Source organism: Streptomyces sp. NPDC029139, from assembly GCF_055564335.1.
This window is the reverse complement of sequence record NZ_JBVHWN010000003.1, coordinates 243341-264368: the sequence shown is the minus strand read 5'-3', so window position 1 is coordinate 264368 and position 21028 is coordinate 243341. Positions and strand designations below refer to the sequence as shown.

20 protein-coding genes and 1 pseudogene are annotated in these 21028 nt (G+C 69.8%); 8 read left to right on the top strand and 13 right to left on the bottom strand.

Going from position 1 to position 21028, the window contains the following annotated elements:
• Positions 1–110 precede the first annotated feature (110 nt).
• Both ACZ4VW_RS09065 and ACZ4VW_RS09060 read right to left on the bottom strand, forming a co-directional pair.
• Positions 111–686, bottom strand: coding sequence for a flavodoxin (locus ACZ4VW_RS09065; RefSeq protein WP_467960085.1), 576 nt, complete (start codon positions 684–686; stop codon positions 111–113).
• 72 nt (positions 687–758) lie between these two features.
• The gene (locus ACZ4VW_RS09060) at positions 759–2147 is read right to left on the bottom strand and encodes an MFS transporter (RefSeq protein WP_467960083.1); all 1389 of its coding nucleotides are present in this window, start codon (positions 2145–2147) and stop codon (positions 759–761) included.
• Positions 2148–2873: 726 nt separating this feature from the next.
• On the opposite strand from ACZ4VW_RS09060, the gene ACZ4VW_RS09055 reads away from it, so the two are divergent.
• The 5 genes from ACZ4VW_RS09055 (at position 2874) to ACZ4VW_RS09035 (ending at position 6847) form a co-directional block, all read left to right on the top strand.
• On the top strand, positions 2874–4154 hold the full coding sequence (locus ACZ4VW_RS09055) for an FAD-binding oxidoreductase (protein ID WP_467960081.1): 1281 nt from the start codon (positions 2874–2876) through the stop codon (positions 4152–4154).
• A gap of 69 nt (positions 4155–4223) precedes the next feature.
• Positions 4224–4919, top strand: coding sequence for a flavodoxin (locus tag ACZ4VW_RS09050; RefSeq protein ID WP_467960079.1), 696 nt, complete (start codon positions 4224–4226; stop codon positions 4917–4919).
• 389 nt (positions 4920–5308) lie between these two features.
• Positions 5309–5668, top strand: coding sequence for an SPDY domain-containing protein (locus ACZ4VW_RS09045; RefSeq protein ID WP_467960077.1), 360 nt, complete (start codon positions 5309–5311; stop codon positions 5666–5668).
• A gap of 64 nt (positions 5669–5732) precedes the next feature.
• Positions 5733–6029, top strand: coding sequence for a hypothetical protein (locus ACZ4VW_RS09040; protein WP_467960075.1), 297 nt, complete (start codon positions 5733–5735; stop codon positions 6027–6029).
• A 218-nt stretch (positions 6030–6247) separates the two neighbouring features.
• Positions 6248–6847, top strand: a complete 600-nt coding sequence (locus ACZ4VW_RS09035; protein ID WP_467960073.1) for an SPDY domain-containing protein — start codon at positions 6248–6250, stop codon at positions 6845–6847.
• A 531-nt stretch (positions 6848–7378) separates the two neighbouring features.
• Here ACZ4VW_RS09035 and ACZ4VW_RS09030 read toward each other — a convergent pair.
• The 9 genes and pseudogenes from ACZ4VW_RS09030 to ACZ4VW_RS08990 form a co-directional block, all read right to left on the bottom strand.
• Positions 7379–8050: a hypothetical protein gene (locus ACZ4VW_RS09030; protein ID WP_467960071.1), complete on the bottom strand. Its 672-nt coding sequence runs from the start codon at positions 8048–8050 to the stop codon at positions 7379–7381.
• Positions 8051–8135: 85 nt separating this feature from the next.
• The gene (locus ACZ4VW_RS09025) at positions 8136–8558 is read right to left on the bottom strand and encodes a hypothetical protein (protein WP_467960069.1); all 423 of its coding nucleotides are present in this window, start codon (positions 8556–8558) and stop codon (positions 8136–8138) included.
• Positions 8559–8770: 212 nt separating this feature from the next.
• Positions 8771–10477: a relaxase family protein gene (locus ACZ4VW_RS09020; RefSeq protein ID WP_467960067.1), complete on the bottom strand. Its 1707-nt coding sequence runs from the start codon at positions 10475–10477 to the stop codon at positions 8771–8773.
• Between the two features lie 4 nt (positions 10478–10481).
• Positions 10482–10961 carry a plasmid mobilization protein gene (locus tag ACZ4VW_RS09015; RefSeq protein WP_467960065.1) on the bottom strand — a complete coding sequence of 160 codons (480 nt, stop codon included), beginning with the start codon at positions 10959–10961 and terminating at the stop codon, positions 10482–10484.
• 292 nt (positions 10962–11253) lie between these two features.
• Entirely contained in the window at positions 11254–11445 is a 192-nt protein-coding gene (locus ACZ4VW_RS09010) for a hypothetical protein (protein ID WP_467960063.1), read from the bottom strand.
• A gap of 619 nt (positions 11446–12064) precedes the next feature.
• Positions 12065–12494, bottom strand: a pseudogene (locus ACZ4VW_RS09005) (DUF2637 domain-containing protein); the annotation flags it as partial.
• A gap of 51 nt (positions 12495–12545) precedes the next feature.
• Complete coding sequence (locus ACZ4VW_RS09000) at positions 12546–13154, bottom strand: WhiB family transcriptional regulator (protein ID WP_467960061.1); 609 nt, start codon at positions 13152–13154, stop codon at positions 12546–12548.
• A gap of 116 nt (positions 13155–13270) precedes the next feature.
• The gene (locus ACZ4VW_RS08995) at positions 13271–14032 is read right to left on the bottom strand and encodes an ATP-binding protein (RefSeq protein WP_467960797.1); all 762 of its coding nucleotides are present in this window, start codon (positions 14030–14032) and stop codon (positions 13271–13273) included.
• The gene (locus ACZ4VW_RS08990; protein WP_467960059.1) at positions 14032–15156 is read right to left on the bottom strand and encodes a hypothetical protein; all 1125 of its coding nucleotides are present in this window, start codon (positions 15154–15156) and stop codon (positions 14032–14034) included. The genes ACZ4VW_RS08995 and ACZ4VW_RS08990 overlap by 1 nt, the downstream gene beginning before the upstream one ends.
• Before the next feature lie 1270 nt (positions 15157–16426).
• On the opposite strand from ACZ4VW_RS08990, the gene ACZ4VW_RS08985 reads away from it, so the two are divergent.
• Together ACZ4VW_RS08985 and ACZ4VW_RS08980 are read left to right on the top strand one after the other, a co-directional pair.
• The gene (locus ACZ4VW_RS08985) at positions 16427–17635 is read left to right on the top strand and encodes an MmyB family transcriptional regulator (RefSeq protein WP_467960057.1); all 1209 of its coding nucleotides are present in this window, start codon (positions 16427–16429) and stop codon (positions 17633–17635) included.
• 190 nt (positions 17636–17825) lie between these two features.
• Positions 17826–18488, top strand: coding sequence for a TVP38/TMEM64 family protein (locus tag ACZ4VW_RS08980; protein ID WP_467960055.1), 663 nt, complete (start codon positions 17826–17828; stop codon positions 18486–18488).
• 161 nt (positions 18489–18649) lie between these two features.
• Here the strand turns inward: ACZ4VW_RS08980 and ACZ4VW_RS08975 are convergent, their stop codons facing one another.
• Positions 18650–19216: a hypothetical protein gene (locus ACZ4VW_RS08975; RefSeq protein WP_467960053.1), complete on the bottom strand. Its 567-nt coding sequence runs from the start codon at positions 19214–19216 to the stop codon at positions 18650–18652.
• Positions 19217–19469: 253 nt separating this feature from the next.
• Here ACZ4VW_RS08975 and ACZ4VW_RS08970 point away from each other — a divergent pair, with 253 nt between their 5' ends.
• Positions 19470–20153, top strand: a complete 684-nt coding sequence (locus tag ACZ4VW_RS08970) for a TetR/AcrR family transcriptional regulator (protein WP_467960051.1) — start codon at positions 19470–19472, stop codon at positions 20151–20153.
• 122 nt (positions 20154–20275) lie between these two features.
• On the opposite strand, the gene ACZ4VW_RS08965 is transcribed toward ACZ4VW_RS08970, so the two are convergent.
• Positions 20276–20947, bottom strand: coding sequence for a hypothetical protein (locus ACZ4VW_RS08965; RefSeq protein ID WP_467960049.1), 672 nt, complete (start codon positions 20945–20947; stop codon positions 20276–20278).
• Positions 20948–21028 lie beyond the last annotated feature (81 nt).

Sequence of the window (21028 nt, the reverse complement as noted above, 5' to 3'; positions counted from 1 at the left end):
GGCTCGACGTGCTTTTCCCCCCCCCAGAGAGCCCCCCTCCCCCCCCTCTCCCCCCCCCCACCCCCCCCCCCCCCCCCCAGCGCCCGCATTCGTGGGGAGCGGCGGCAGTCCTACCCGCGTTCGCCGACGAGGCCGAGATCGTGCAGCCAGGCGTCGACGGCGGCGTCCGTCGCGGGATCGCCGGCCTCCTCGCCGCGGACCGCCAGGCCGGTGGCGATGGCGGCACCGGGGCAGGACGCGGCGTAGTCCTGCGGGGTGGCACCCAGACCGCTCATGGCGTGGGTGGTGAACGGGACCACGGTCTTGCCGCGGAAGTCGAGCGCCTCCGCGAAGGTCCGCATGATCATGGGTGCCGCGACGTTCCACACAGGGCTGCCCAGCAGCACGGTGCCGTAACGCTGCCATGACGATGCCGGCGGCAGAGGCCCCGCGATGGCGGGCCGGGCCTCGGCCTCCTGCTCGCGGACGTTGCGCGCCACGGTCGCGTCGTAGTCGTCGGGATACGGGTCGGCGGCCTCGATGCGGTGGACGTCACAGCCGAGCCGGGCAGCGATCTTGTCTGCCAGGAGTTCGGTGTTGCCGACCGTGAGGAAGGTACGACCGCCGTAGGAGTAGTTCTCGCCCGGCCGGGAGAAGTAGGCCAGGAGAACCGGGCCGACGGCCGGGCGGTCTTTCGCTTGTGGCATGGGTTCGTTCCTTTCTGCGCAGGTACGGAGCCGGTTCCGGCCCGGCGCTCGGCGCGGTGCGGGTCGGTGCGGTCAGCGGCGGGCGGGACGGAGCAGACCGACGCCCGCGGTGAGGACCAGGAGGACGGCTCCCAGGACGAGGCTGACGCGCATCCCGGCGTAGAACGAGCCTCCGGCGATCAGCGCGCCGAAGACGGCCACGGCGAGCGCGCCGCCGAACTGGCGGAAGGTGTTGAGCGCGCCGGAGGCCAGTCCGGCCTGCTCGGCCGGGACGCTCTCCAGGGTCAGCCCGGTCATGGCGGGGACGGCCAGTGCGCCGCCGCAGGAGACGGGGATCATGAGGACGATCACCAGCCACAGGGGCGCGGAGGCGGACAGCGCGCACAGCAGAAGCAGCCCGAGGGCCATGAGCGCCTGTCCGCCGATCATGACGGGCTTGGCGCCGAATCTGCGGACCGCGGACGCGGAGAGAAGCGAGACGACACCGGTGGCCAGCGTCATAGGCAGGAACGCGAAGCCGGTCTGCAGGGCGCTCAGCCCGCGCTGGTCCTGGAAGTAGAGGGAGAGCAGGAACGTCAGGCCGTAGAAGCCGATGTTGAGGGCGAAGCCCGCCGTCAGGCAGGCGACGACGGTACGGGAGCGGAAGAAGCTCAACGGCAGCATCGGATGGGTGCTCTTCGCCTGGTCGGCGACGAACACGGCCAACGCCAGTACGGCGACCGCGAAGGCGATGAGGACCTCGGGCCGGCCGAAGCCGTACTCGCCGCCCTCGATGAGCCCGTAGGTGAGCCCGCCCATGGCCAGCACGGCGGTGACCTGCCCGATCCAGTCGAGCGGGACGGGACGGCGCGGGGAACGGGCCACCCGAGCGAGCAGCAGCAGGGCGACGATGCCGACCGGCACGTTGATGAAGAAGATCCAGCGCCAGCTGACCTGGTTCAGCGCCCCGCCCAGGACCGGCCCCGCCGCGGAGCCGACCGAACCGCCGACCGCCCACAGCGCCAGCGCCCGGGTCCGCGCCCCGGCATCGGGAAACGCCTCGCGCAGCATCGCCAGAGTGGCGGGCATCATCACGGCCGCGCCCGCACCCTGCACGAACCGCGCCGCGACGAGCGCCGGCAGCGAAGGCGCGAAACCGCAGGCCGCCGAGGCCACGAGGAAGACTGCCAGCCCCAGGCCGTACGCCTGGCGGGCGCCGATCCGGTCGGACACCGCGCCCGCGGACAGCAGCAGGGCCGCCAGCATCAGCGTGTAGCCGTCGACCACCCACTGCAGCCCGGCCATGCCGCCCCCCAGATCGTCCCCGATCGTCGGCAGAGCGACATTCACGATCAGCGCGTCCAGCGTGATCACGAAGAAGCCGATCACCGACGCCAGCAGCGCGGCGGTGGAGCTGGTGCCCCCACGGCCGGACGGGATGCCGGACGACGGGGATCGGGTTGCGGCGGTCGTGCCTTTCATCAAGGTCTCCAGGAAGCGGAACAAAACTCCTACCTGTGTAGACCCTCCTCCGGCACACCGCGCGCCGGAAGGCCGCGATGATCCACGGCATGGCGATCCAGGCTGTACCAGGTCCCCCCTGAGCCTCGGCCGCTTCCTCGTAGCGCCGCCCATCGCCCCGGCATGCTGGACGGCACGGCAGAGCCGCCAGGCACGGCGTCCGTTCCCCGGCCGGCCGATGGACAGCGAAGCGGAGAACACCGCGACGTCGCAGCTTCCGAGCACCGCGCACACTCGCTTGACGTTCTCTTTACCAGATCTATAGCTGCACCGGAAGGTCTGTGGGGTGCCCCGTGACAGCGTGGCCCGTCCTGCCACGGCACGGCCCGTCCTTCCCCGCACTCGCGGCCTGCCACACGCTGCTCATGAACGCCTTCTCGCCTCCGACACCCGAAGTGGAAGAACCTGTCATGAGCAGACTCTCCGGCTGTCCCGGCCTCCTGCGCTCGGCGCCGACGGACGGCCTTCGCGCCCAGGAACGCCCCGGGGCCCGCCCGTGAAGCGAAGGTCCAAAGCACTCGTGCTGATCTCAGCCGCCCTCGTGACGATGACCTTGCTGACCTACCTGAACCTGGACGCGGCACAGGAACGGGGAACGCGGACACCCGGACTGTCAGCCCCGGCAAACCCCCTGGGCGACACGACGCCGACCCGGGACGACTCGGACAACGGGCCGGAAGAGAGGGCGTGACGGTGCTCCGCAAGACGCTCTTCTGGGGCGCGGCGGTCGTCTTCCCGCTGCCCCTGCTCTTCACCTACGACGCGGTCGCCCTGGTGCCGCAGCAGCTGAAGCTCTACATCTTCCTCGGCCTGATCGCCTACGCCTGGTGGCTGCTCGCGGTGCTGCTCAGCGTCCGCCCGATCTGGCTGGAACGCCTCGTCGGACTCCCGTCGATCTACGGCCTGCACGGCATGCTCGGCGTCCTGGCGCTGGCCACCGCCTACCTCCACCAGGAGTACTCCTACGCGCCCAGCAGCGGCGCCCGCCTCCTGGGCGACTGGGCCTTCTACGGCGCGCTCGCGGTGCTGTGCTACTCCGCGTTCTTCATGAGCGGCTGGCTGGTGGACAGATCACGCCTGCTACTCCGGGCCAAGGGGCTGCTGGAGAAGGTCTTCCGCCACCGCCTGTCCGTCTGGATCCACCGCCTCAACCTGCTCGTGATCGTGATGATCTTCCTTCACGCCCACCTGCTGGTCCGGGTGAACCAGTACCTCGGCTTCATGCTCCTGTTCGACGCCTACACCGTGCTCACCTTCACGGTGTACGCCTGGCGCAAGTGGATATCCCCCGACGCCTTCCTCACCGGCTCGGTCGTCGGAAACGAACCACTCGGCACCTCCGCCCGCCGCATCTCGATCCGCCTGGACGAACGCTGCGACGCCGTCAGGCCGGGAGACTTCCTCTTCCTCAGCTTCGAGGGATCCAAGGCCGTCAGCCGCGAATGGCACCCGTTCTCGGTCACCGACAACGGCCAGAACACCCTCACCTTCACCGTGCGCACCCACGGCGACTTCACCAGCCGGCTCGACGGCGTCACGACGGGCACCCGCGTCCGGCTGGAAGGACCCTTCGGCCGCTTCGACTCCATCGCCCAGAGCCACACCCCCCAGCGTCCGCTGGTCCTCGTCGGCATGGGCGCCGGCGTCGCACCCCTGCTGAGCCTGGTCTCGGAGCACCACACCACCCGCCGGATCCGCCTGCTCTGGTCGGTGCGCCACCCCGAAGACGCCTACTACCGCACCCTCCTCGACGAGTACGAAGCCGCCTCCGGCGGCCTGCTGACCACCGAGATCAAGACCGGCAGGTTCCGCCGCGAGGACCTCACCCAGGCCCTGTCCACCGAAGAGATCAAACAGGGCACCTTCTTCGTCGTCGGCCCCGGCCCCGGCGTCGTGGGCCAACGGCGCCTCCTGCGACGCCTCGGCGTCTCCCCGCTCCGCCTCCACGACGAACGACTCACGATGTAGCCGCCGTCACCCCTGCCCCGGCCCCACTCCCCGGCGCACCCCGCCCTCTCACCGTACGGAGCACCGCCCATGAGTAACACCTCACGCCGCAGCTTCCTCGCACTCGCCGCCGCAACCGTGACAGGAGCCGGCCTCGCCGGCTGCTCCTTCCTGCCCGGCGGCGACGACAACCAAGGCGCGCAGGCATCGGAGATGACGAAGCCCCTGGACACATCACGTGTGCTGGTCGTCTACTTCTCCTTCCCCGAGACCGACAACCCCACCGGCATGAGCGAGGACGAAGCGAACAGCACCCACGTCGTCGACGGCAAGGTCTACGGGAACACCCAGTACGTGGCACAACTCATCGCCGAACGCACGAAGGCCGACCTCTTCCGCATCGAGACGGCCGAGGCCCTTCCCCTGGACCACGCCACCCTCACCGACCTCGCCGACGAACAGCTCAACACCCGCGCCCGGCCCCGACTCAAGCAGACCGTCCGCAACCTCGCCGACTACGACACCGTGTTCATCGGCTACCCGATCTGGTGGTACGACCTGCCGATGCCCCTCTACACCTTCCTCGAAGGACACGACTTCAAGGGCAAGAACGTCATCCCGTTCAGCACCCACGGCGGGAGCCGACTGGCGAGCACCGTGGACTCGATCGTCACCGCGCTGCCCGGCGCAACCGTACTCGGCGACGCCTTCACCATCTCGCGGGACGACATGGACGACGCCACGCCTCAGGTCACCGAATGGCTCGCCGGACTGAACCGCCGGTAGACACATCTCCCTGGCGCCGACTGGCTTCACACAACGCCGCTTTCCGGATGAGCCAGGACGACATCTGACCGTCCAGGGCAGCGGCGAGGCTTCCGCAAGCAGGGCGAATTCGCTCATGAAGCGAAAGCCGACAAGGGCCCAAGTCTTGCATCACCCGCTGCGCCTCCGTACCAGGCGTCCCCTCAAGAAAGGGATACTCGCTCGCGCCATATCGCAGTGATGAGACCTGTGGTTCTTCAGGCTGCCTCACCACGATGCCAAGGAGACAGCAGTTCGCCCCCGGCAGACGGGAAAGATCCCGAAAGGCCTGGTGCACCCTTCAAGGGCATGTCAACCTAGACGACCCTTCCGGAGATCCCGGAAATCTGCAGGTCAGAGAGGTGATGCCCGTGACGGTGGAGCTCCGATCTCCTGGGTTCCGTACGACGATTGAGGAGCTGAGGCTGCGCGACTGGCTCCTCGGGCCAGGGCAGCCGACCGAGGTCCTCGACACCTTCCCCGCCGCGAACGGCGACTTCAAGTTCGTCGTCGACGACCGTGCCGATACACACATTGCATCCGCCGACGGTCGCTTCTATCTCGGATGGTTCCCGGCTGGTCGGCCTGGTGCCGAGCACGATGGCTGGGTCCTCGCCGTCACTGGTACGGCCCGCACCCCGGGCTACAAGATCGTCTTCGATCCGCAGACCCCGGCCCGCCTGGTTGCGGCGACTGTCTCCGAGGTCCTCGCCACCGCCGGACGGCTCTGACCGCTCCGTGCGATCGCATCTTGCTGCTGCCCATCTCCGCGACACTTGCCCGCGAGGAGTGCGTTTGCCCCAGCCCGGAGTTGATCTCACCGTCCGCGAACTGATCACCCGTCTCTCCGACCTCGACCCTGACACCCCAGTCCGGCTCGCGATCAACCCCTTCCACCCCATGGCGCACCGCCTCGCCGATGTCCTCCTCGGCCAGGACCAGGAAGGCCGGCCAACGGTGTACTTCACCGAAGACTCGGAGGCCGTGCAGTACGGGTACCTTCCCCGATCGGTCGCCGAGGCCCTGGCCTGGATGCCCCCGATCGACCCACCGAGAAGCCCTCGACGACGGCTGCGCGCCGTCTCCCCGTGATTCTTTGACGACAAGGAGCACTTCTGATTCCGCCCGGTCCTGCCGAGCTGTCCGACTTCCCCGTCCTTCCCGCGTGGTGGGTCACGCCGCGCCATCTCGCCGGAGACGACGGCGCTCTCGCCGACCACGTCGCCTCCCACCTCACCGGCGCCGGCTGGACCAGCCTCACCCTCGTACGGGGCCGCCGTGAGCCCGACGAGCCTGTCGAGGTCCGCCAGGTGGTGCGCAGCACCGTCCTGTACGTCGCGCCGGACGCGCTCAGGTGGGCCCAGTGGGTCCTGGCCGATGAACCGATCCTGCTCGGCGACCTGCCGGTGGCCTGGGCGGTGTCCGCCCGAGGCAGCGACGCCGGCCTCGCGCAGTGGACGGCCTACTTCTCCACTGGGGTTCCGCCCGAGGTGGTCGCCGACTTCGTACTTGCCTTGGAGTCCCGCCCGGATCCCGCGTACGGCTTCGCCGGACCGCAGGCAGTTTTCGACGCGCTGGCCGAACACGGCTGGGTCCGGGACAGCGACAACCGCGCTGTCGTCTCCGACCCGCGGCTCACCGCGGGCATGGCGCTGAACGTCCTGCCCGAGGACGGCATCCAGGACGGCGACCCGCTGGCTCTTGATCCCGGTATCGAGCCCACCGGGTGGCAGGCATGGTGCGAACCGAGGATCGGCTCTGGCCTCCTGTGGGCGGCGGTCTTCTCCGCCAGTACGCCGCACGACCTCGTCGCCACCTTCGCCAGCTCCCTAGCCTCCGCCGACCCGGTGCTACGGCACACCCTGCCGCAGGCCAGCGAAGGACAGCTGTTCGTACGTCCTACCGTGTGACACGACTTGCGCCGGGACTGCACTCGCGGGCCGGCTGTCGCTCTGTCTTCCGGATCGAGGCTCGCTCTGCCGCCCGCCGCTCCCAGTACACCAATGGCCCGGGGCCAGGTCCGTCGACCTGGTCCCGGGCCATTGGTATGACCGCTCTACGTCAGCGGCGACGTCCAGATGTTCCATGCGCCGGCGGCTCGTCGGGCGCCGAGGGAGGGAAGGGGCACGAGCTCGTTTTCCGTGGCGAAAGCATCTCCGCGGTGTGCGGCACGAGCACGGCTACCTGCCTCGACCCACCTGCGCGTTCTGGGCGTCGGCCATGGACGCCAGCTCCTTGAACGCCTCGTTGGCCGCCGTGCTTTCAGGAACACGGGTCTCCCATGCCCTGCCGAAGCGGGCGTTACGGATCTGGTCGCGGCCGTACCCGAACCCGGGGAGCGCCTTGATCAGCTGGGAGCGGGGATCGCTGCTGTCCTGAGCGGGACGGTCGCCGTTGGGAGCGTCGGGGCAACGGGGCCGCCAGCACTGCGCGTCGGCAGGCTATCGGGCTTTCGCCTTCGTCAGCGCGGTGTCGGCGGCGAGCGCAACCTGAGCGGGGGAGCCGGAGAGCACGAGGAGTAGGGAGCCGTCGCGGACGACGAGCTGCTGCACCGTGGACGACCGGCTGCCCGTGCGGACGGTGACGAGCTGGGCCCATTGATCCTCGCCACGGCGCGGAGCGGGCACGCTTCGCGTGTTGACCTCCATGACGGTGGTGGCTGTGGCGAGTTGGTAGGCGGGGCAAGCGGTCATCGCGCTCATGATTCTCCGGATGCCGGCGGTCAGTTCCGCGGGCGGAGCGGAGTAAAGCTCCTCGGTCACCTCGCCGTTCGGCCCGCGGAGAACGGTTTTCGCGCGAGCGGGGAAGGAGGCGTACGGATCGTCGGCCAGGCGCTCCAGCGGCTCACAGCCCAGGACGGACGCCTCCGGTGAATCCGCCGAGGAGGCAGCGCGGCGGGCGGTGTAGCCGGACCCCAGGTCGGCTGCCGACAGCAGTCGATCCTGCAGCTCCTCCGACGACAGCGTGGCGCCAGCAGGGGACGTGCGCACCGATGGGGCGGCCGATGGGTCCGTATCCGGACGATTCGTGATGCCCGACGGCGAGGTGCAGGCAGCCAGGCTCAGTAGGGTGAGCGCGCTGGCAGTAAGGAGGGCGGTGGAACGGACGGGCATGCAGCTCCCTGGTGCGGTACGGACTGGTTGACCGGGGCCGCCTTCGTCCAAGGCGGTATGAGGGACTTGGCAGGAGGTACCTGCGTCAGAGGCCGTATTCGCGAAGCCCCTCTTCCAGGGAGTCGAAGGTCGCGTCGGTCGGGCCGCAGTGGCGGTTGTACCAGGCGACGTCGAGGCGCGGCTCCAGCGTGACGTGGCCGGTGGAGCACCGCAGCCAGACCTTCCCCTGGGTCGCGAGGATGGCCCAGTCCCGGTATGACTCGCAGGTCGGGCAGGCGCGCACCTCCCCGTCAACCACGAGCGGACGCCGCCAGATCATGAACCGGTTCCTGTCGAGATTTATCCGCAGATCGGCCGGCGGGAAGTCCTCTGCCGACGCCACCGGACCGGCCTCTTCCCGGACGGACTGTTGCTGCGCCGGCCACTCCGGCGCCGGATGATTCAGCCACGGCACACCCGCCGGCCCGAGCTCGGCATGGTCCTTCTTCGCCCTCCTGCGGCCGAACATATGGCCTCCCTTCCACTCGGCAGCTCCGCCTTGCCAGCGGACGAAGTAGCGTGCCTCAGTCGCCTCACCTGCGGCAACTCTCAAAACCATGAAGTCGACGACCGCCGCGACCAACTCGGAGGGAGCAGGAGCCAGTCCCGTCACGGTGCCGCGGCTGGTCGCTTCTCGCCCGGTCGGCGAGGGCAGATGGTGGCACCGGGCATGCCGGGTGCCTACCGGCGCCGTCGGCGGGAGGACGGCCGCCCTGTTGCTGCACCCTTCGCTGTTGTGCCTGCACGGGTGGCGGGCGGTGTGCCGGTCGTATCGGCAGGGAGGTCCGCGGTGCGGCGGAGGCGCCACACGAGGACGTCGCTGATCGACTCGGCGGTGCCCAGCTCGCGACGGCCGGCAGCGTCGGAGAGCAGGGCAGCGGGGTCGTGCCCAGCGGCCTCGGCGTCGACGAGCGTGGCTGCGAGAGCCGGCCAGCCAGGCTCGGCCAGGACCTGCTCGGCCAGCTCGGGGATCACCGCGCGCACGGCGTCGGCCTGTCGCTGCAGCAGCGGGCGGGTGAGGTTCCGGCCGTGCTGGTGGAGTGCTGCGAGCGGCTGCTCGGCGGCTGCCCGGTAGGCGTGACGCAGGTGCTCGGCAGCCCGCTGGGCAGCCTCGGCCTGCTGAGCGTGGCCCTTCCTGGCGTGCCAGTGCGCGGCGGCGGTGATGAGGAAGAACAGCATGTCGATCGCCATCGCCGTGGTCGCGCCGTCCTCGCCGCGTCCGAGGGCCGGCCCGCCGTAAACGAGGTCGCGGGCGGCCTGCCGCAGGGCCCGGTCGTGTCCGCGTACGGCGCGGACGTGGGAGCGGGAGGCCCCCTCGAACGCCCACGCGGCTTCTCGCAGTTCATGCCGGGTGTGGGCGGCGGAGGTCTTGGCGAGCGCGTCGAGGACTTCACCGGCCGCGGCGATGTACGCGGCGGCGACCGCGTCCTCGCCGTGCTGGATGACGAGGATCGCCTCCCAAGTTGCCGTGGCAGTGCGCCGACGCGCGGCAGAGGGAGCTGCCGCCCCGACCGCCCTTGGGGACTCGAGTCCGCTCCCGCCCTGGAGGCCGCCGCCGGACCAGCGTTCGCGGATGCGGGGGAGGGAGAGGTCGGGAGCGAGGCGGGCGCCGGGGTAGTAGACGGGCTCGCCGTCCTTGTTGCGGTCGTCGGAAAGGGCGACCTTGTATCCGAGGAGGTCGCCGGAAGGAGCGACGCGCTTTTTCACCAGGAGGCCGGCGGCGGCCAGGCGGGCGAAGAACTCCTCCTCGCCCTGGGCGCCGGCCACGGCCCGCCGTACGGTCTCGCGCAGCTCTTCGCGGGCGGTGCGCTCGCGGCCCTGGCGCTCGGCCTTGTGCCGTTCGGCGCTGGTGGGACGCTGGGCGGCGGTGCCGTCACCGGGCTTGAGGCGGCGCAGGCCCAGTTCCTGCTCCAGCAGGCGGGCCTCGGCCTGGACGCGAGCGGCGTCGAAGTCGAGGTCGGGCCGGTAGCCGTCTTCCCGGGCGAGGGTGGCGAGGATGTGGATGTGGTCGTCGGCGTGGCGTACGGCGACCCAGCGGCAACCCGCGCCCTGGTCGGGCTCGTCGATCCCCGCCGCGGCGACCATGCGGCGGGCGACGTCGCCCCATGCCGCGTCGGACAGGGTCCGGTCGGTCGGGCCGTTGCGTACGGACAGGTGCCACACGTGCTTCTTCGCCCGCTGCTTCTGGTCGAGGAGCGCGAGGGGCTGGTCGAGGAGCTGCTGGAGCTGCTTGTACGTGGCCTCGGGGTCGCGTCCGGGGTCAGGGGCCGCGTGGTCCCAGGAGGCCACGAAGTGCGGGTCGACGTGTTCCTCGGCCTTGCCCGGCCCGTACAGGTAGTAGAGCAGGCCGATGGTGCGCTTCCCGCGCTTGTGGATCTTCGGGACCATGTTCCTAGCGGTGTTCGAGGAGCTTGTCGGTGGCGGCCTGGACCCGTTCGGTCGCTTGTCGTACGGCCGCGAGCACGGCGTCGAGATGGGCGTCCGCGGGGCGGTCGCCGGAGTTGATGGCCCGCGCCACCTGGTTGAGGTTGTTGCCAACGTGCCCGAGGTGCCGGCGGGCGGCGAACATCTCGGAGATCAGCTCGCGCTCTCCGGCGATGGCACCGGCGGCACCGTCCGCGTCGCGGGCGGCGGCGAGCCCGCTGCGAGCGAGAAAGGCCGACAGGCTCGTACGGGCCGCCGCGGCAGCTTCGGTGAGGCGTTGCTTCTCGTCGTCGTTGAGGCGGACGCTGCACACGTGGACGCGCTTGTCGACGTCGGTCTTCGGCGAGCGCTTGCGCGAGCTGGTCTTCGCAGCACGGCGCTTGCGGCGGGGTGCGGGCTTCTCCGGCAGCTGCGATCCGCCCTCGGTCGCGGCCTCGCGGTCCAGCACCCCCCGGTGCTGGACCGCTCCCGCCTCCCCCGAGGCGGGGCTGGCCAGGACGCGCTTCCCCGACGGGAAAGAGTGTCTTGGCCGATAACTTGCTCCGATCGGGACCGAGTTGAGGTCCTGCTGACGGACGTCGTCGGCATCGGGACCGGCCGACCTGTTGGGCCGGGACTGGTCCGGTTCAGGGATGGACGTGGCGGGGGACATGAGCGTGGATTGGTTCCTTCTGCCCCGGAAGTCGGGGGAACGGGACGGTGGCCCGGCGAAGACCGGGCCACCACAAGAGAAATCGGGCTCAGCAGCACACCTTGCAGCGGGCGTAGTGCTTGGACAGGGCCCGCGCCATGTTCAGCTTCACGCCCTTGGCGATCCGGCTGCTTGCCTTCGCGGGGTTGCTGCCCGCATGCCGGTCAGCGTGGCCATTCAAGATGGTGAGATCGGTCTCGAACGCGGTCTTCATCCGCTCGAAGCGGTCGCAGGTCTTCATCGAACAGCTCCTTCAGGGGAAGAGGGGGCAGTGGCGGCACGCACGCGGGTCAGGACCGGACCCATGTGCTCGTTGCCGAGGGGGATCCCGTGACGGCGCATGATCGTCCGGAGCTGCGCTCGGGTGATCCGCTCGTTGTTGTCTTCGCGCAGCACGTCGGGGACATAGGGGAGGACCAGCTCGACGACCTCGTCTTCGGACAGACGGCGCGGTCCGGGTTGCGACCGCCGGCCCGCCTGGACCTTCGCCCGGACCGTCCGTGGACGTGCCGGTCCGGGGCGTCCGCTTCGGTCCGGACCGCTGGGGGCGCTGGTCCGGGAAGCGGTCCCGCTCGGTCCGGCTTCAGGGGCGGTGTGATCGGTGTCCGGTCCGGAATCGGGAGTGGCGTGGTCGGTGCCCGGTCCGGGTTCGGGTGCGGTGTGGCCGGTGTCCGATCCGGATTCGGGGGTGGCATGGTTCGTGCCCGGTCCGGGATCCGGGGTGGCGCCGTCCGGTCCGACGTCCGGCAGCGGACGGTCCGCGTTCGGCGCAGCGCTGGCGGCATCCCGGACCATCGGTCCTGGTGCACTCTCTCGGTCGGCCTCGGTCCGTGAATTGGAGCCCGCGTCCGGCAGGGGCCGTGCGACCCGCTGATGGATCTGCCGCATCAGCACACCGAACGCCAGCATCGCCCCGGTAGGCGGGACGGCGGCGACCACGTAGTCCAGCAGCGGGACCGGACCGGAACCTGTGCCGCTGACGCCGAAGACGTTCAGGGCGATCGACCCGACGGACCCGGTGACGGTCACGCCGACGGCCCACCAGTCCGTCACCCGGCGCAGCCCGGCTCGAAGCATGAGCAGTTCTCCGGCGACGATGAACGCGTCCAGAGTCGCCGGCCATGCCCACTGCCGGATGGGCGAGCCGGCCAGGCCGTGCCGTCCGGCGACCTCGGCGAGGTGGGCGTAGGAGAGCCAGAAGCCAGCCACGGTGAGGACGGTGATCACGGTGCCGGCGGCGATCAGTGCGTAGCGATCTGCGGTCTGCTCGGTGGTCTCCTGGATCAACAGCTCCCTTTCGGTGCAGGGTCACGGTGAGGTCGGTGGGAAAGGCGTGGGAGGTCACGCCGCCTTCTTCAGCGCGTCGATCAGGCCGTGGGTCTGGGCCTGGCTGGGGACTTGGCAGAGCGTTTCCTTGCTGGCGGCGTCCCGGTCGCCCTCGGTCGGCGACGTCCAGTAGAGGTCGCGGTCCGCGACGGCGTGGCCTGCGTCCCGCAGCAGGTCGCGGGCGTGGTCGAGGTCGATGCCGAAGGCGTAGGCGAGGCGCTCGGGGGCCCATCCGCGGACGTAGGCGTGGCGGGTGACGGCGTCGCGCTCGGCGGCAGTGAGGTGTACGTCCCGGCCCATGATCGCGGCGCGCACCCGGCTGTAGTCGAGGCGCTTGGCGACCTTCGCGTGCCAGGGCCTGCGTTCGGCCTCGGTGAGCCCGCCCCACAAGCCCCATCGGATGTCGTTGTCCAGGGCGTGGGTGAAGCAGTCCTGCCGTACTGGGCAAGTGCCGCAGATCGCCTTGGCCTCGGCAATGTCGGCGTGGGCCCGCGGGGCGGAGAAGAACAGGCGGTCGGCCTCGTCGGCCTCCAGGTCGCGGCAGGCCCCACGGGCGTGCCAGGAGATGTCGGCGATGCCGCGCAGGCTCGGGGTGGGCGTGCTGTTGCTGGTGATGTGACGCATGGGTGGGTCTCCAGGGGGCCGCCGGGCAGGCGGGAGCAGCGCGGCGCGTGGGAGTAAGTGCCGACGGGCCAGCTCGGTGCCGAGGCGGCGGGAAGAGGGGTGGGGCGCGGGGGCCGTCAGGCCGCGGCGCGGAAGCGGCGGTCGGGGCCGTCGAGGTGGACCGGCGTGCACATGCCGGACAGGCGGGACAGCACGCGGTCGCCGACCTTGTCGCGCAGGACCGGCTGGCGGGGGTCCATCTGCTGGGTGCGGACCGGGGCCAGGTTGGTCGTGATGATCGTCGGCAGGAGGTGCTCGTTGCGCCAGTTGAGCAGGCGGAAGGTGATCTCCTCGTTCCACTCGCTGCTCTTGGCCGCGCCGAGGTCGTCCAAGAGCAGCAGCGGCGTCCGTACGATCCGGCGCAGCTGGTACTCCGGATCGAGCCCGCCCCGGGCACGCATCGCACCGTAGAGATCGGCGGCTGTCGTCGCCTGCCACCGCACGCCGCACCCCGCGGCGGTCAGAGCCCGGATCGCGCCGTACGCCTGGTGCGTCTTGCCGGCGCCCGTGGGCCCCCACAGCAGGAGGCTGCGGCCGTGGGTGATCTCTCGCTGGCCGGCGGAGCCGAAGTGGGGGACGAGGGGGCTGGCGGCGTGGCCGACGGCGCTGTCGGCGATGGCGCACACCCACTGGGCGACCGCGGGGTGCTCGGCCTGGGCGTCCCGGTATTCGTACGGGATGCGCTCCTGGGCGGCTTCCAGCGCGGGTATCGGCTCGGGGGTGTCGGCGAGGGGCGTCGCGGCGTCGAGGGCGATGCCGCGTTCGGCGAGCTTGCGCTGCATCCAGGCCACCGCCGGGTTGTCGGCGGCCGTCTGCGGGTCGTCGAGGCGGGTGCGGATCACAGGGCGACTCCGAAGGTACCGGTGGGCTCGGTGGGGTTGAGGTACGGCGTGTAGGCGGGGGATGCGGCGGCCCAGGGGCCCGCGCCGGAGGCGGAGGACGGTCCAGAGCCGAGCGGCGCGACGGGCAGCGAGTTCAGGGCCTCGTTGACCAGGCTCGGCAGGACGCTCGGGTGCAGGCCCTTGACCCGCAGGCGTTCCAGGGCAGGACGGAGGGTGTCCGGCTCGAATCCCTCGTCGAGCAGGTCGCGGATCTGGCGTCCGAGGTGGCCGAGGAAGCCCTTCGGGGGTCGGCGGGTACAGCCGCGCAGGTACTCGGCCATCAGTCGCTTCGCCGACCACTCGCCGGCGTCGGCGGACTCCAGCACGTTCGCCGGAGAGGTTCCGGGCGCGGGCGCCTCGCGCCCCCTACGGGAAGATCCAGGATCCAAGATCCTAGATCCAGTGCGTGAGTCCTCCGTGAATATGGTGGCCGTCACACCCTCGTTCCGCTCGGAACCGCTCTCACCTGCGATTTTTCCCAAGTCGTCAGGCGAGGACGGCAGGCCGACCGGAGTGGCCTCGGTCACTACGCCGGCCTCGCGAGTGGTGCCGGTCGTATCGCTGGGTGAATCCGGCGCAGCCGGTCGTACGAGGGCTCCGTGAGTGCTCACGGAGCCCCGCTCGGGCGAGGGGTCCACTTGCTGCGCGGCGGTCGGCTTGGGGATTGGCCGACCGTTCTCCCGGGCGGCCTGCGACGGGCACTGCGTGCGGCCGCACTCGCCGCACGCCTTTGCCGCGTCGTGCACGGGGCAGCGGGGGAGGCGGGACGCCGAAGGGCGGTTGATCTTCTGGTGCCGGTCCCACGTCACGATGTGCAGCCAGGTCTTGCCGTCGCAACCGGTGTACCGGCAGATCAGGCCGCGCTCGGCCAGCTGCTCCAGGTCATGGGCGACGTGAGCGGGGGTGTGGTCGGGCCGGAGGGCCCACAGTCGCCCGGCGACGATGGCCGGGAGGTCGCGGTGGCGGCCTGCGTCGTCGGCATGCGTCAGCAGACCGATGAAGGTCAGCACCGCCGTCACGTCCACGGAGGCCAGGTCCTCCGACTCGAAGGCCTCCGGCTTGATGGTGCGGATACGGGCCATCAGACCTCACCCCCGTGCCGGCGAGCCGGACGGTGCTGTGCGGCGATGTCCGTCGCGCGGTCCGCGGCGCCGGACCCGAAGGACAGGCTTTCGCGCAGGGCCGTGCTCATGCAAAACTCTCCCTGTAGTACAGCCGCAGCCGGTGTTGCCCTGTGGGAAGGGCCGGTGCGGTGATGGCGGGTCGGTCTCTCCACCGTTGCCTCGGATGGAGATACGACTCTTCGTGGTTTCGGCGCCTGGGAGTTGCCTCTCCCAGGCGCCGCTGCGTTTCTAAGTGCTGCCGGTCCGGTCTCTCACGTGTTCCTTCGGTTGGTCGCCGGGATGCCTCCTGGCGAGGGACGACGAACATACGTAGGCCGCCTGTGCAAGTCCACGCTTGGCACTAGATTCCGTTACAGGTCGCATCACCTGAGGGTGGGTGATAGTTGAAGGTTCGCCTTTTGCGAGCGTGTCGCTTTCGTTGCGCCGTCGCGGCAATGATCTTCCCCGACCCCCTGAATCGCGCGGTAAGTGGCCACACTGCTGACCTGCTGATGTTCAGGATTTAAGCCCGCTGCAGACGCATCGTCAATGTCGCCTCAACATGAATATACGCGCGTAGATGAGATGAAGGTGAGCGCTTCTGCGGCAGGGTATGGAGCATCAAATCCCTGGATTGCGAGAGGGGTTGACGTGAAGTAGAGACTTGCGTTCCGGTTGTGGGTGAGCCGTGAAGGCGGTTGGGATGGTTCGGAAGAAAAAACCGGCAATAAATTGCCGGTTTTGGAACCGGAAATCGGCTGCCGGTTTTATGTCCGATTCGGGGCTGATCGCCTCGATGTCTCCCCTTGCCGCTACCTACGCGAGCGTAGGAATGTGTGGTCTGCGTCACCGCGCGAGCGCGATTTCAAGATCGGAAAATGATCTCGTATTCTGGAATGGAGGCAGGGGAGGGCCGACGCGTAAAGCGTGGTCCCTCCTCTTTTTGTTGCCTCGACTCGGGGAGCAGCCCTCCGTGTGAGGGGAAGCAGAGATGAGGAGCGAGGTAAAACGGATGGGCGCCACAGAGCCCCTCCCGGTCAACGGGGGTAGCGGGGACGAGGCCGCAATGGCGGCTGGAGGCGCGCGACGCGGCCGAGAGACCGCACCCGCGGGCCGGGTCTCCGGGGAGACCGGGCAGACGCCGTGGGCCGGACAGGTCATGGGCTTCGCCGGACAGTTGAAGTCCTGGCGCAAGGTCGCCGGCCACCGTCGGGGGCGCCGCGTGACGCAGGAGGAGTGCGCGACCGCAGTGAACAGATCGGAACGCTGGTGGCGCGACCTGGAACGCGGTGACGGCAGGAACCGTCTCGATCGCGAACAGTGTGAAAAGCTCGCCGAGCTTCTGCAGCTCGACCGCGACGAGCGCATCGCGCTCCTGCTGTACAACAACCTGGGCCCCTCCGCCGCGTCCGCCGCCGCCGGAGAAAGCGTGGACCCGCGGGTCCGCAGCGGCCTGCGCCTGCTGATCGACAAGCAGATGCCGAGCCCCACCTACCTGTGTGACGCCAACTGGAACATCGTCGGTTACAACGCGGCGATGGCGGAGTGGTGGCCCTGGGTGCTCAAGCCCGGCGCCAACCTCATGCGGTGGGCCTTGACGGATCCCGAGGCCCGCGTCCAGTACCACGACTGGACCCGGCATGCCGCCGAGTACGTCCGGATGTTGAAGTTCGCCCTCGCGGGGAAGGGGGACTCGGCCGAGCTCATGCAGCTCATCGGGGACGTGTGCAAGGACCCCGAGGTCCGGAACATCTGGGAGAACTGCAACGAGCTCACCGAAAATCGGGACGGTCACATCTTCCGGATGAGCATCCCGGCGATGGACTGGGAGCCCATCGACGTCGTCAGTCACGTTCTCTACCCGGCGGCACTGCCCGACTACCGACTGGTCGTCATCACCTGGTGGGTGAAGGATGACGGTGAGGATGAAGCCCGCGACGTAGACACGGTCCTCGGTTCCTCCCGTACTGAGCCGCCGGCCGAGCAGTCGGCGCTGCCTACAGCCGCGACCCGCCGCCGTATCGCGCACGCCGTCACCGGGCGGATCACCGTCTCCACGGCCGAAGCCGCCGCCGCTCTGGCCGGCGAGGACGCCATGCCCCTCCCCGTGCTGAGCCGACTCATGGGACCGAACTGCCAGTTGACGCTGTCTCCGTCCGCCGGCTCGGTCATCTGGGCAGTCGAGGAGGAGGACGGCGAGTGGAGCGTCTCGGAGGTCTCGGTCTACACCGCGATCGTTAAGCTCCCGCACGCCGCCACTGAGCCGGAGGCGTTCCAGGAGATGAAGATCTTGGTGCGGGCGAATCTGCCTGCCAACCCGCAGGAAGCGTCGGACCGTATCCAGGTCCTCCTGCCCCAGCTGCGGAACCGCATCCACTTCCTTGAGCAGATTGCGCGGGACCTGCATGAGCAGGATCCCACCCTCCCCTATGTCTGGGACCCGACCGACGAGATCTGATACGTCGAAGGGCCGCGCAGTGTCCGTTGGCGATGGCCGCCCCCACCTCCTGTGGGCGGCCATCGCCCTACGGCCGCCTCCCGTGGCTTCGTGGGTTGGCCAAGTCGAGGATGAGGTCGCACCCTGCAGCCCCGACGCACGTCGACATCGGCACGGTCAAACGTCGTCCCCGTACACTCGACGTGTGCATATGACACCGTCCGTTCGGCTGGGTCTGCTCGTCGCGATCCTGGCAGCGGCGGCCGGTTCCCTGCTCCTGTGGAGCCCTCAGCGCGTGCTCTCGCAGGGGCTCACCTCCAACACCCCGCCTGTCTGGGCGGGGGTCGCTTTCGTGCTTGTGTTCGCGATCGGCACCCTGGCGTTCTTCCCGAAGCCGGTGCTGAACGTCGCGGCAGGGGTCCTCTTCGGTGCGCCAGAGGGGCTGGCGCTGGCCGTTGCGGGGACGACCCTCGGCGCTGTCCTCGCGTTCGGGCTCGGCCGCGGACTCGGCCGTGAAGCGCTCCAGCCGTTCCTGAAGAGGAAGCTGCTGGCCGCGCTGGACCGGCGGCTCACCCAGCAGGGCTTCCGCAGCGTGTTCCTGCTGCGGGTCGTGCCCGGTGTTCCCTTCCCGGCGGTCAATTTCGCCGCCGCCTTCTCCGGTGTACGTCTGCGCTCCTTCACCGCCGCCACGGCGCTGGGCGTGCTGCCCGGTACAGCCGCTTACGTGGTCGCAGGGGCCTCCGCCTCGTCGCCGACCTCGCCGGCCTTCCTGATGTCGCTGGGCGGCATGGTTCTGCTGACGGTGGTCACCGTCATTTCAATGTGGCGGTCCCGGCGTGCGAACGGTGCGCCGACCGTCGAAAGCGTGGCCTGACAGAGCCGTCAGCGGGTCGCCACGCCGCCACGAAGCCCCCTCTGGGGGCCTCCGTGCGGAACCACGTGGGCTCTGCGGCAGGTGCGAGATGTCGCCTCGTCCACGGGATCCCGGACTACCGGGCGAGCGGCTGCCGGCGGGCGACCGCGAACGCCGCGACTCTATTCGGGGGTCTCCCGGGTGCGGAGCCCGATGCTCACCTTGGATCGCTGATCCGGACCTGATCGCTGCTGCTTGCGCTGTCCGTAGCGGGTCCGGCCTTGCGGCTTGTAGGTCGACAGGGCTATCGCCAGCAGGAGCACGACCAGGGCCGCGGCGGACTGGATGACGAGCTGGGTCCGCAGGCCGGCGAGGGTGTCGCCAGACCAGTCCGGTGCCGCCGCCGCGCTGGCGATGTGGCTGATGGGTGGCATGTGGAGGAGCAGCGCGCCGGTCGCGAGGACGGTGATCGCGAGCTTCACCGTCACCCAGTAGTAGCGCAGGAGGCCCCACGTCGTTCCGAGTGAGGACACGACGCCGGTCGCCAGGGAGGCGAAGCAGAGCGGCACGATCACGTACCAGCCGGTCACGCCCATCGTGACGTACACCGACCGAACTGTCAGCGCGTCCTGCGCTGTCAGCCCGGTGACGGCGAGAGCGAGGAAGACCGCGACCGCACCGAACCAGCCGACGGAGACCGTCACATGAGCGGTGAGCGCGAGCTTGCGCACGCGCGGCGACATCGGCATCAGCCGTGGCCTCGCATGCCGCCGCCTGCCAGGTGGAGGACGAGGAAGGCCACGACGAGGATCGCCGCACCGATCAGGAGCGCAGTCACCCAGCGGGGTTGGGGAGCGTGCGGGGGAGGGGCCTGCTCGGACATAGAAGACTCCGATACGTACGGGAACGGAACGGCGGGAGGCCGGGCCGCCCACTTTTTCGATACAGAGTGTCTCTGTCAAGTCATGGTGTCACGCCTGCGTCGTCCCGTACATTGTGGGGATGCCGAAGCTGTGGAACGAGACGATCGAGGAACACCGCAGCGCCGTGCGGGACGCCACGCTCGACGCGACCGCCGCGCTCGTTGCCGAGCACGGCCTGATGTCCGTGACCATGTCGCGGATCGCGCAGGAGACCGGCATCGGGAGGGCGACGCTCTACAAATACTTCCCCGACGTCGAGTCCATCCTCACCGCCTGGCACGAGCGCCAGGTCGCCCACCACCTCGAACAGCTCGAAGTCGTACGAGACCGCATCACGGACCCGGGCGAGCGGCTGCAGGCCGTCCTCGAGGCGTACGCGCTCATCTCGTACGGGCGCCACAGCCATCACGGGACAGACATGGTCGCCCTGCTGCACCAGGGGCCGTCCATCACCCAGGCGCACGAGCGGCTCCTGATGCTCGTCCGGGATCTGATTGGCGAGGGTGCCGCAAGCGGCGCGTTGCGCGACGACGTTTCCGCCGATGAGCTCGCCGCGTACTGCCTCCACGCCCTCGGTGCGGCGGCAGGGCTCCCGTCGAAGGCGGCGGTCCGGCGGCTCGTCGAGGTGACTCTCGCCGGGTTGCGGCCCTCGGACCGTCCCGTCGGGGACGGTACGTCGGCGACCTGGGACGGGCACGGGCACGAAGGCCGGCACCACCCTCGTCACGACCACAGCCAGCACCCGGGCTCCGGTCGGCCTTGACCGGTCGGCCCGAGTGTGGCGGCAGGGCGAGGTTCACACCAAGAGCGCGCTGAGACTACGAGCCCAGCGGGCGGGCCGGCGTGTGGGCCCGCGAGAATGCTCTACGACGTGCCGGACCGGGATCAGTGGCTGTGGGACGTATGGCCATCCTCGGCGGGCTCGGCGGGCTCGGCAGGCGCCTGCGTCGGGCGATCCTGCTCAGCGGGAGCCTGGTCCTGACCCGCAGGGGTCTTGGTCGTGGAGCCGTGGTCGTGGCTGTGGCCGTCGGAGCTGATCGTGCTGGCGAGGGCGGTCATGCCCAGCCAGGCGAGGGCCGAGATGACGACGACGACGGCAGCGAACGGGCTGATGAGGTGCCGCCAGCGGCCCTTGGAGTCCTTGGCGACGAACGCGACGTACGACATGAGCAAGCCGATGGGGGTCATCCAGGCGCTGCGCTCGGGGAACTGCTCGAAGTGCTGGATGCCGCCGCCGACCAGGCCGACGCCGAAGGACAGCAGCAGCGAGAACGCGACCAGTGAGACCGCCTGGCCCAGCGCCGGACGCTCGTCGGCCAGTACGAACTCGTTGACGATGGTGCCGAGGAGGAACACGAAGGCGCCGACGACGCAGATGATCGTGTACAGCGACGGATCGATCGGGTAGTGGACGACGGCGCCGGCGATGAGGGCGGCACCCATGAAGTAGAGCATCTGGCCGCTGTAGCGAGCCGGGAGCGACTTCTTGTCGAAGGCGGGGCGGCGATGTCTCGAGAGGGGAGTCTGCTGGGGCTCGGGCTTGAGAGCGGTGGTCATGTAGGTCAGGCCTTTCAGATCTTGGGGATGAGAGCAGGCAGAAGCCGCGCCGCACCAGGGGTGCGGCGCGGCGCTGGTTCA

Coding starts and splice junctions, on each gene's coding strand:
- ACZ4VW_RS09065 (WP_467960085.1), bottom strand. CDS start 686: ATGCCACAAGCGAAAGACCGCCCGGCCGTCGGCCCGGTTCTCCTGGCC.
- ACZ4VW_RS09060 (WP_467960083.1), bottom strand. CDS start 2,147: ATGAAAGGCACGACCGCCGCAACCCGATCCCCGTCGTCCGGCATCCCG.
- ACZ4VW_RS09050 (WP_467960079.1), top strand. CDS start 4,224: ATGAGTAACACCTCACGCCGCAGCTTCCTCGCACTCGCCGCCGCAACC.
- ACZ4VW_RS09030 (WP_467960071.1), bottom strand. CDS start 8,050: ATGCCCGTCCGTTCCACCGCCCTCCTTACTGCCAGCGCGCTCACCCTA.
- ACZ4VW_RS09025 (WP_467960069.1), bottom strand. CDS start 8,558: ATGTTCGGCCGCAGGAGGGCGAAGAAGGACCATGCCGAGCTCGGGCCG.
- ACZ4VW_RS09020 (WP_467960067.1), bottom strand. CDS start 10,477: ATGGTCCCGAAGATCCACAAGCGCGGGAAGCGCACCATCGGCCTGCTC.
- ACZ4VW_RS09010 (WP_467960063.1), bottom strand. CDS start 11,445: ATGAAGACCTGCGACCGCTTCGAGCGGATGAAGACCGCGTTCGAGACC.
- ACZ4VW_RS09000 (WP_467960061.1), bottom strand. CDS start 13,154: ATGCGTCACATCACCAGCAACAGCACGCCCACCCCGAGCCTGCGCGGC.
- ACZ4VW_RS08990 (WP_467960059.1), bottom strand. CDS start 15,156: ATGGCCCGTATCCGCACCATCAAGCCGGAGGCCTTCGAGTCGGAGGAC.
- ACZ4VW_RS08980 (WP_467960055.1), top strand. CDS start 17,826: ATGACACCGTCCGTTCGGCTGGGTCTGCTCGTCGCGATCCTGGCAGCG.
- ACZ4VW_RS08975 (WP_467960053.1), bottom strand. CDS start 19,216: ATGCCGATGTCGCCGCGCGTGCGCAAGCTCGCGCTCACCGCTCATGTG.
- ACZ4VW_RS08970 (WP_467960051.1), top strand. CDS start 19,470: ATGCCGAAGCTGTGGAACGAGACGATCGAGGAACACCGCAGCGCCGTG.
- ACZ4VW_RS08965 (WP_467960049.1), bottom strand. CDS start 20,947: ATGACCACCGCTCTCAAGCCCGAGCCCCAGCAGACTCCCCTCTCGAGA.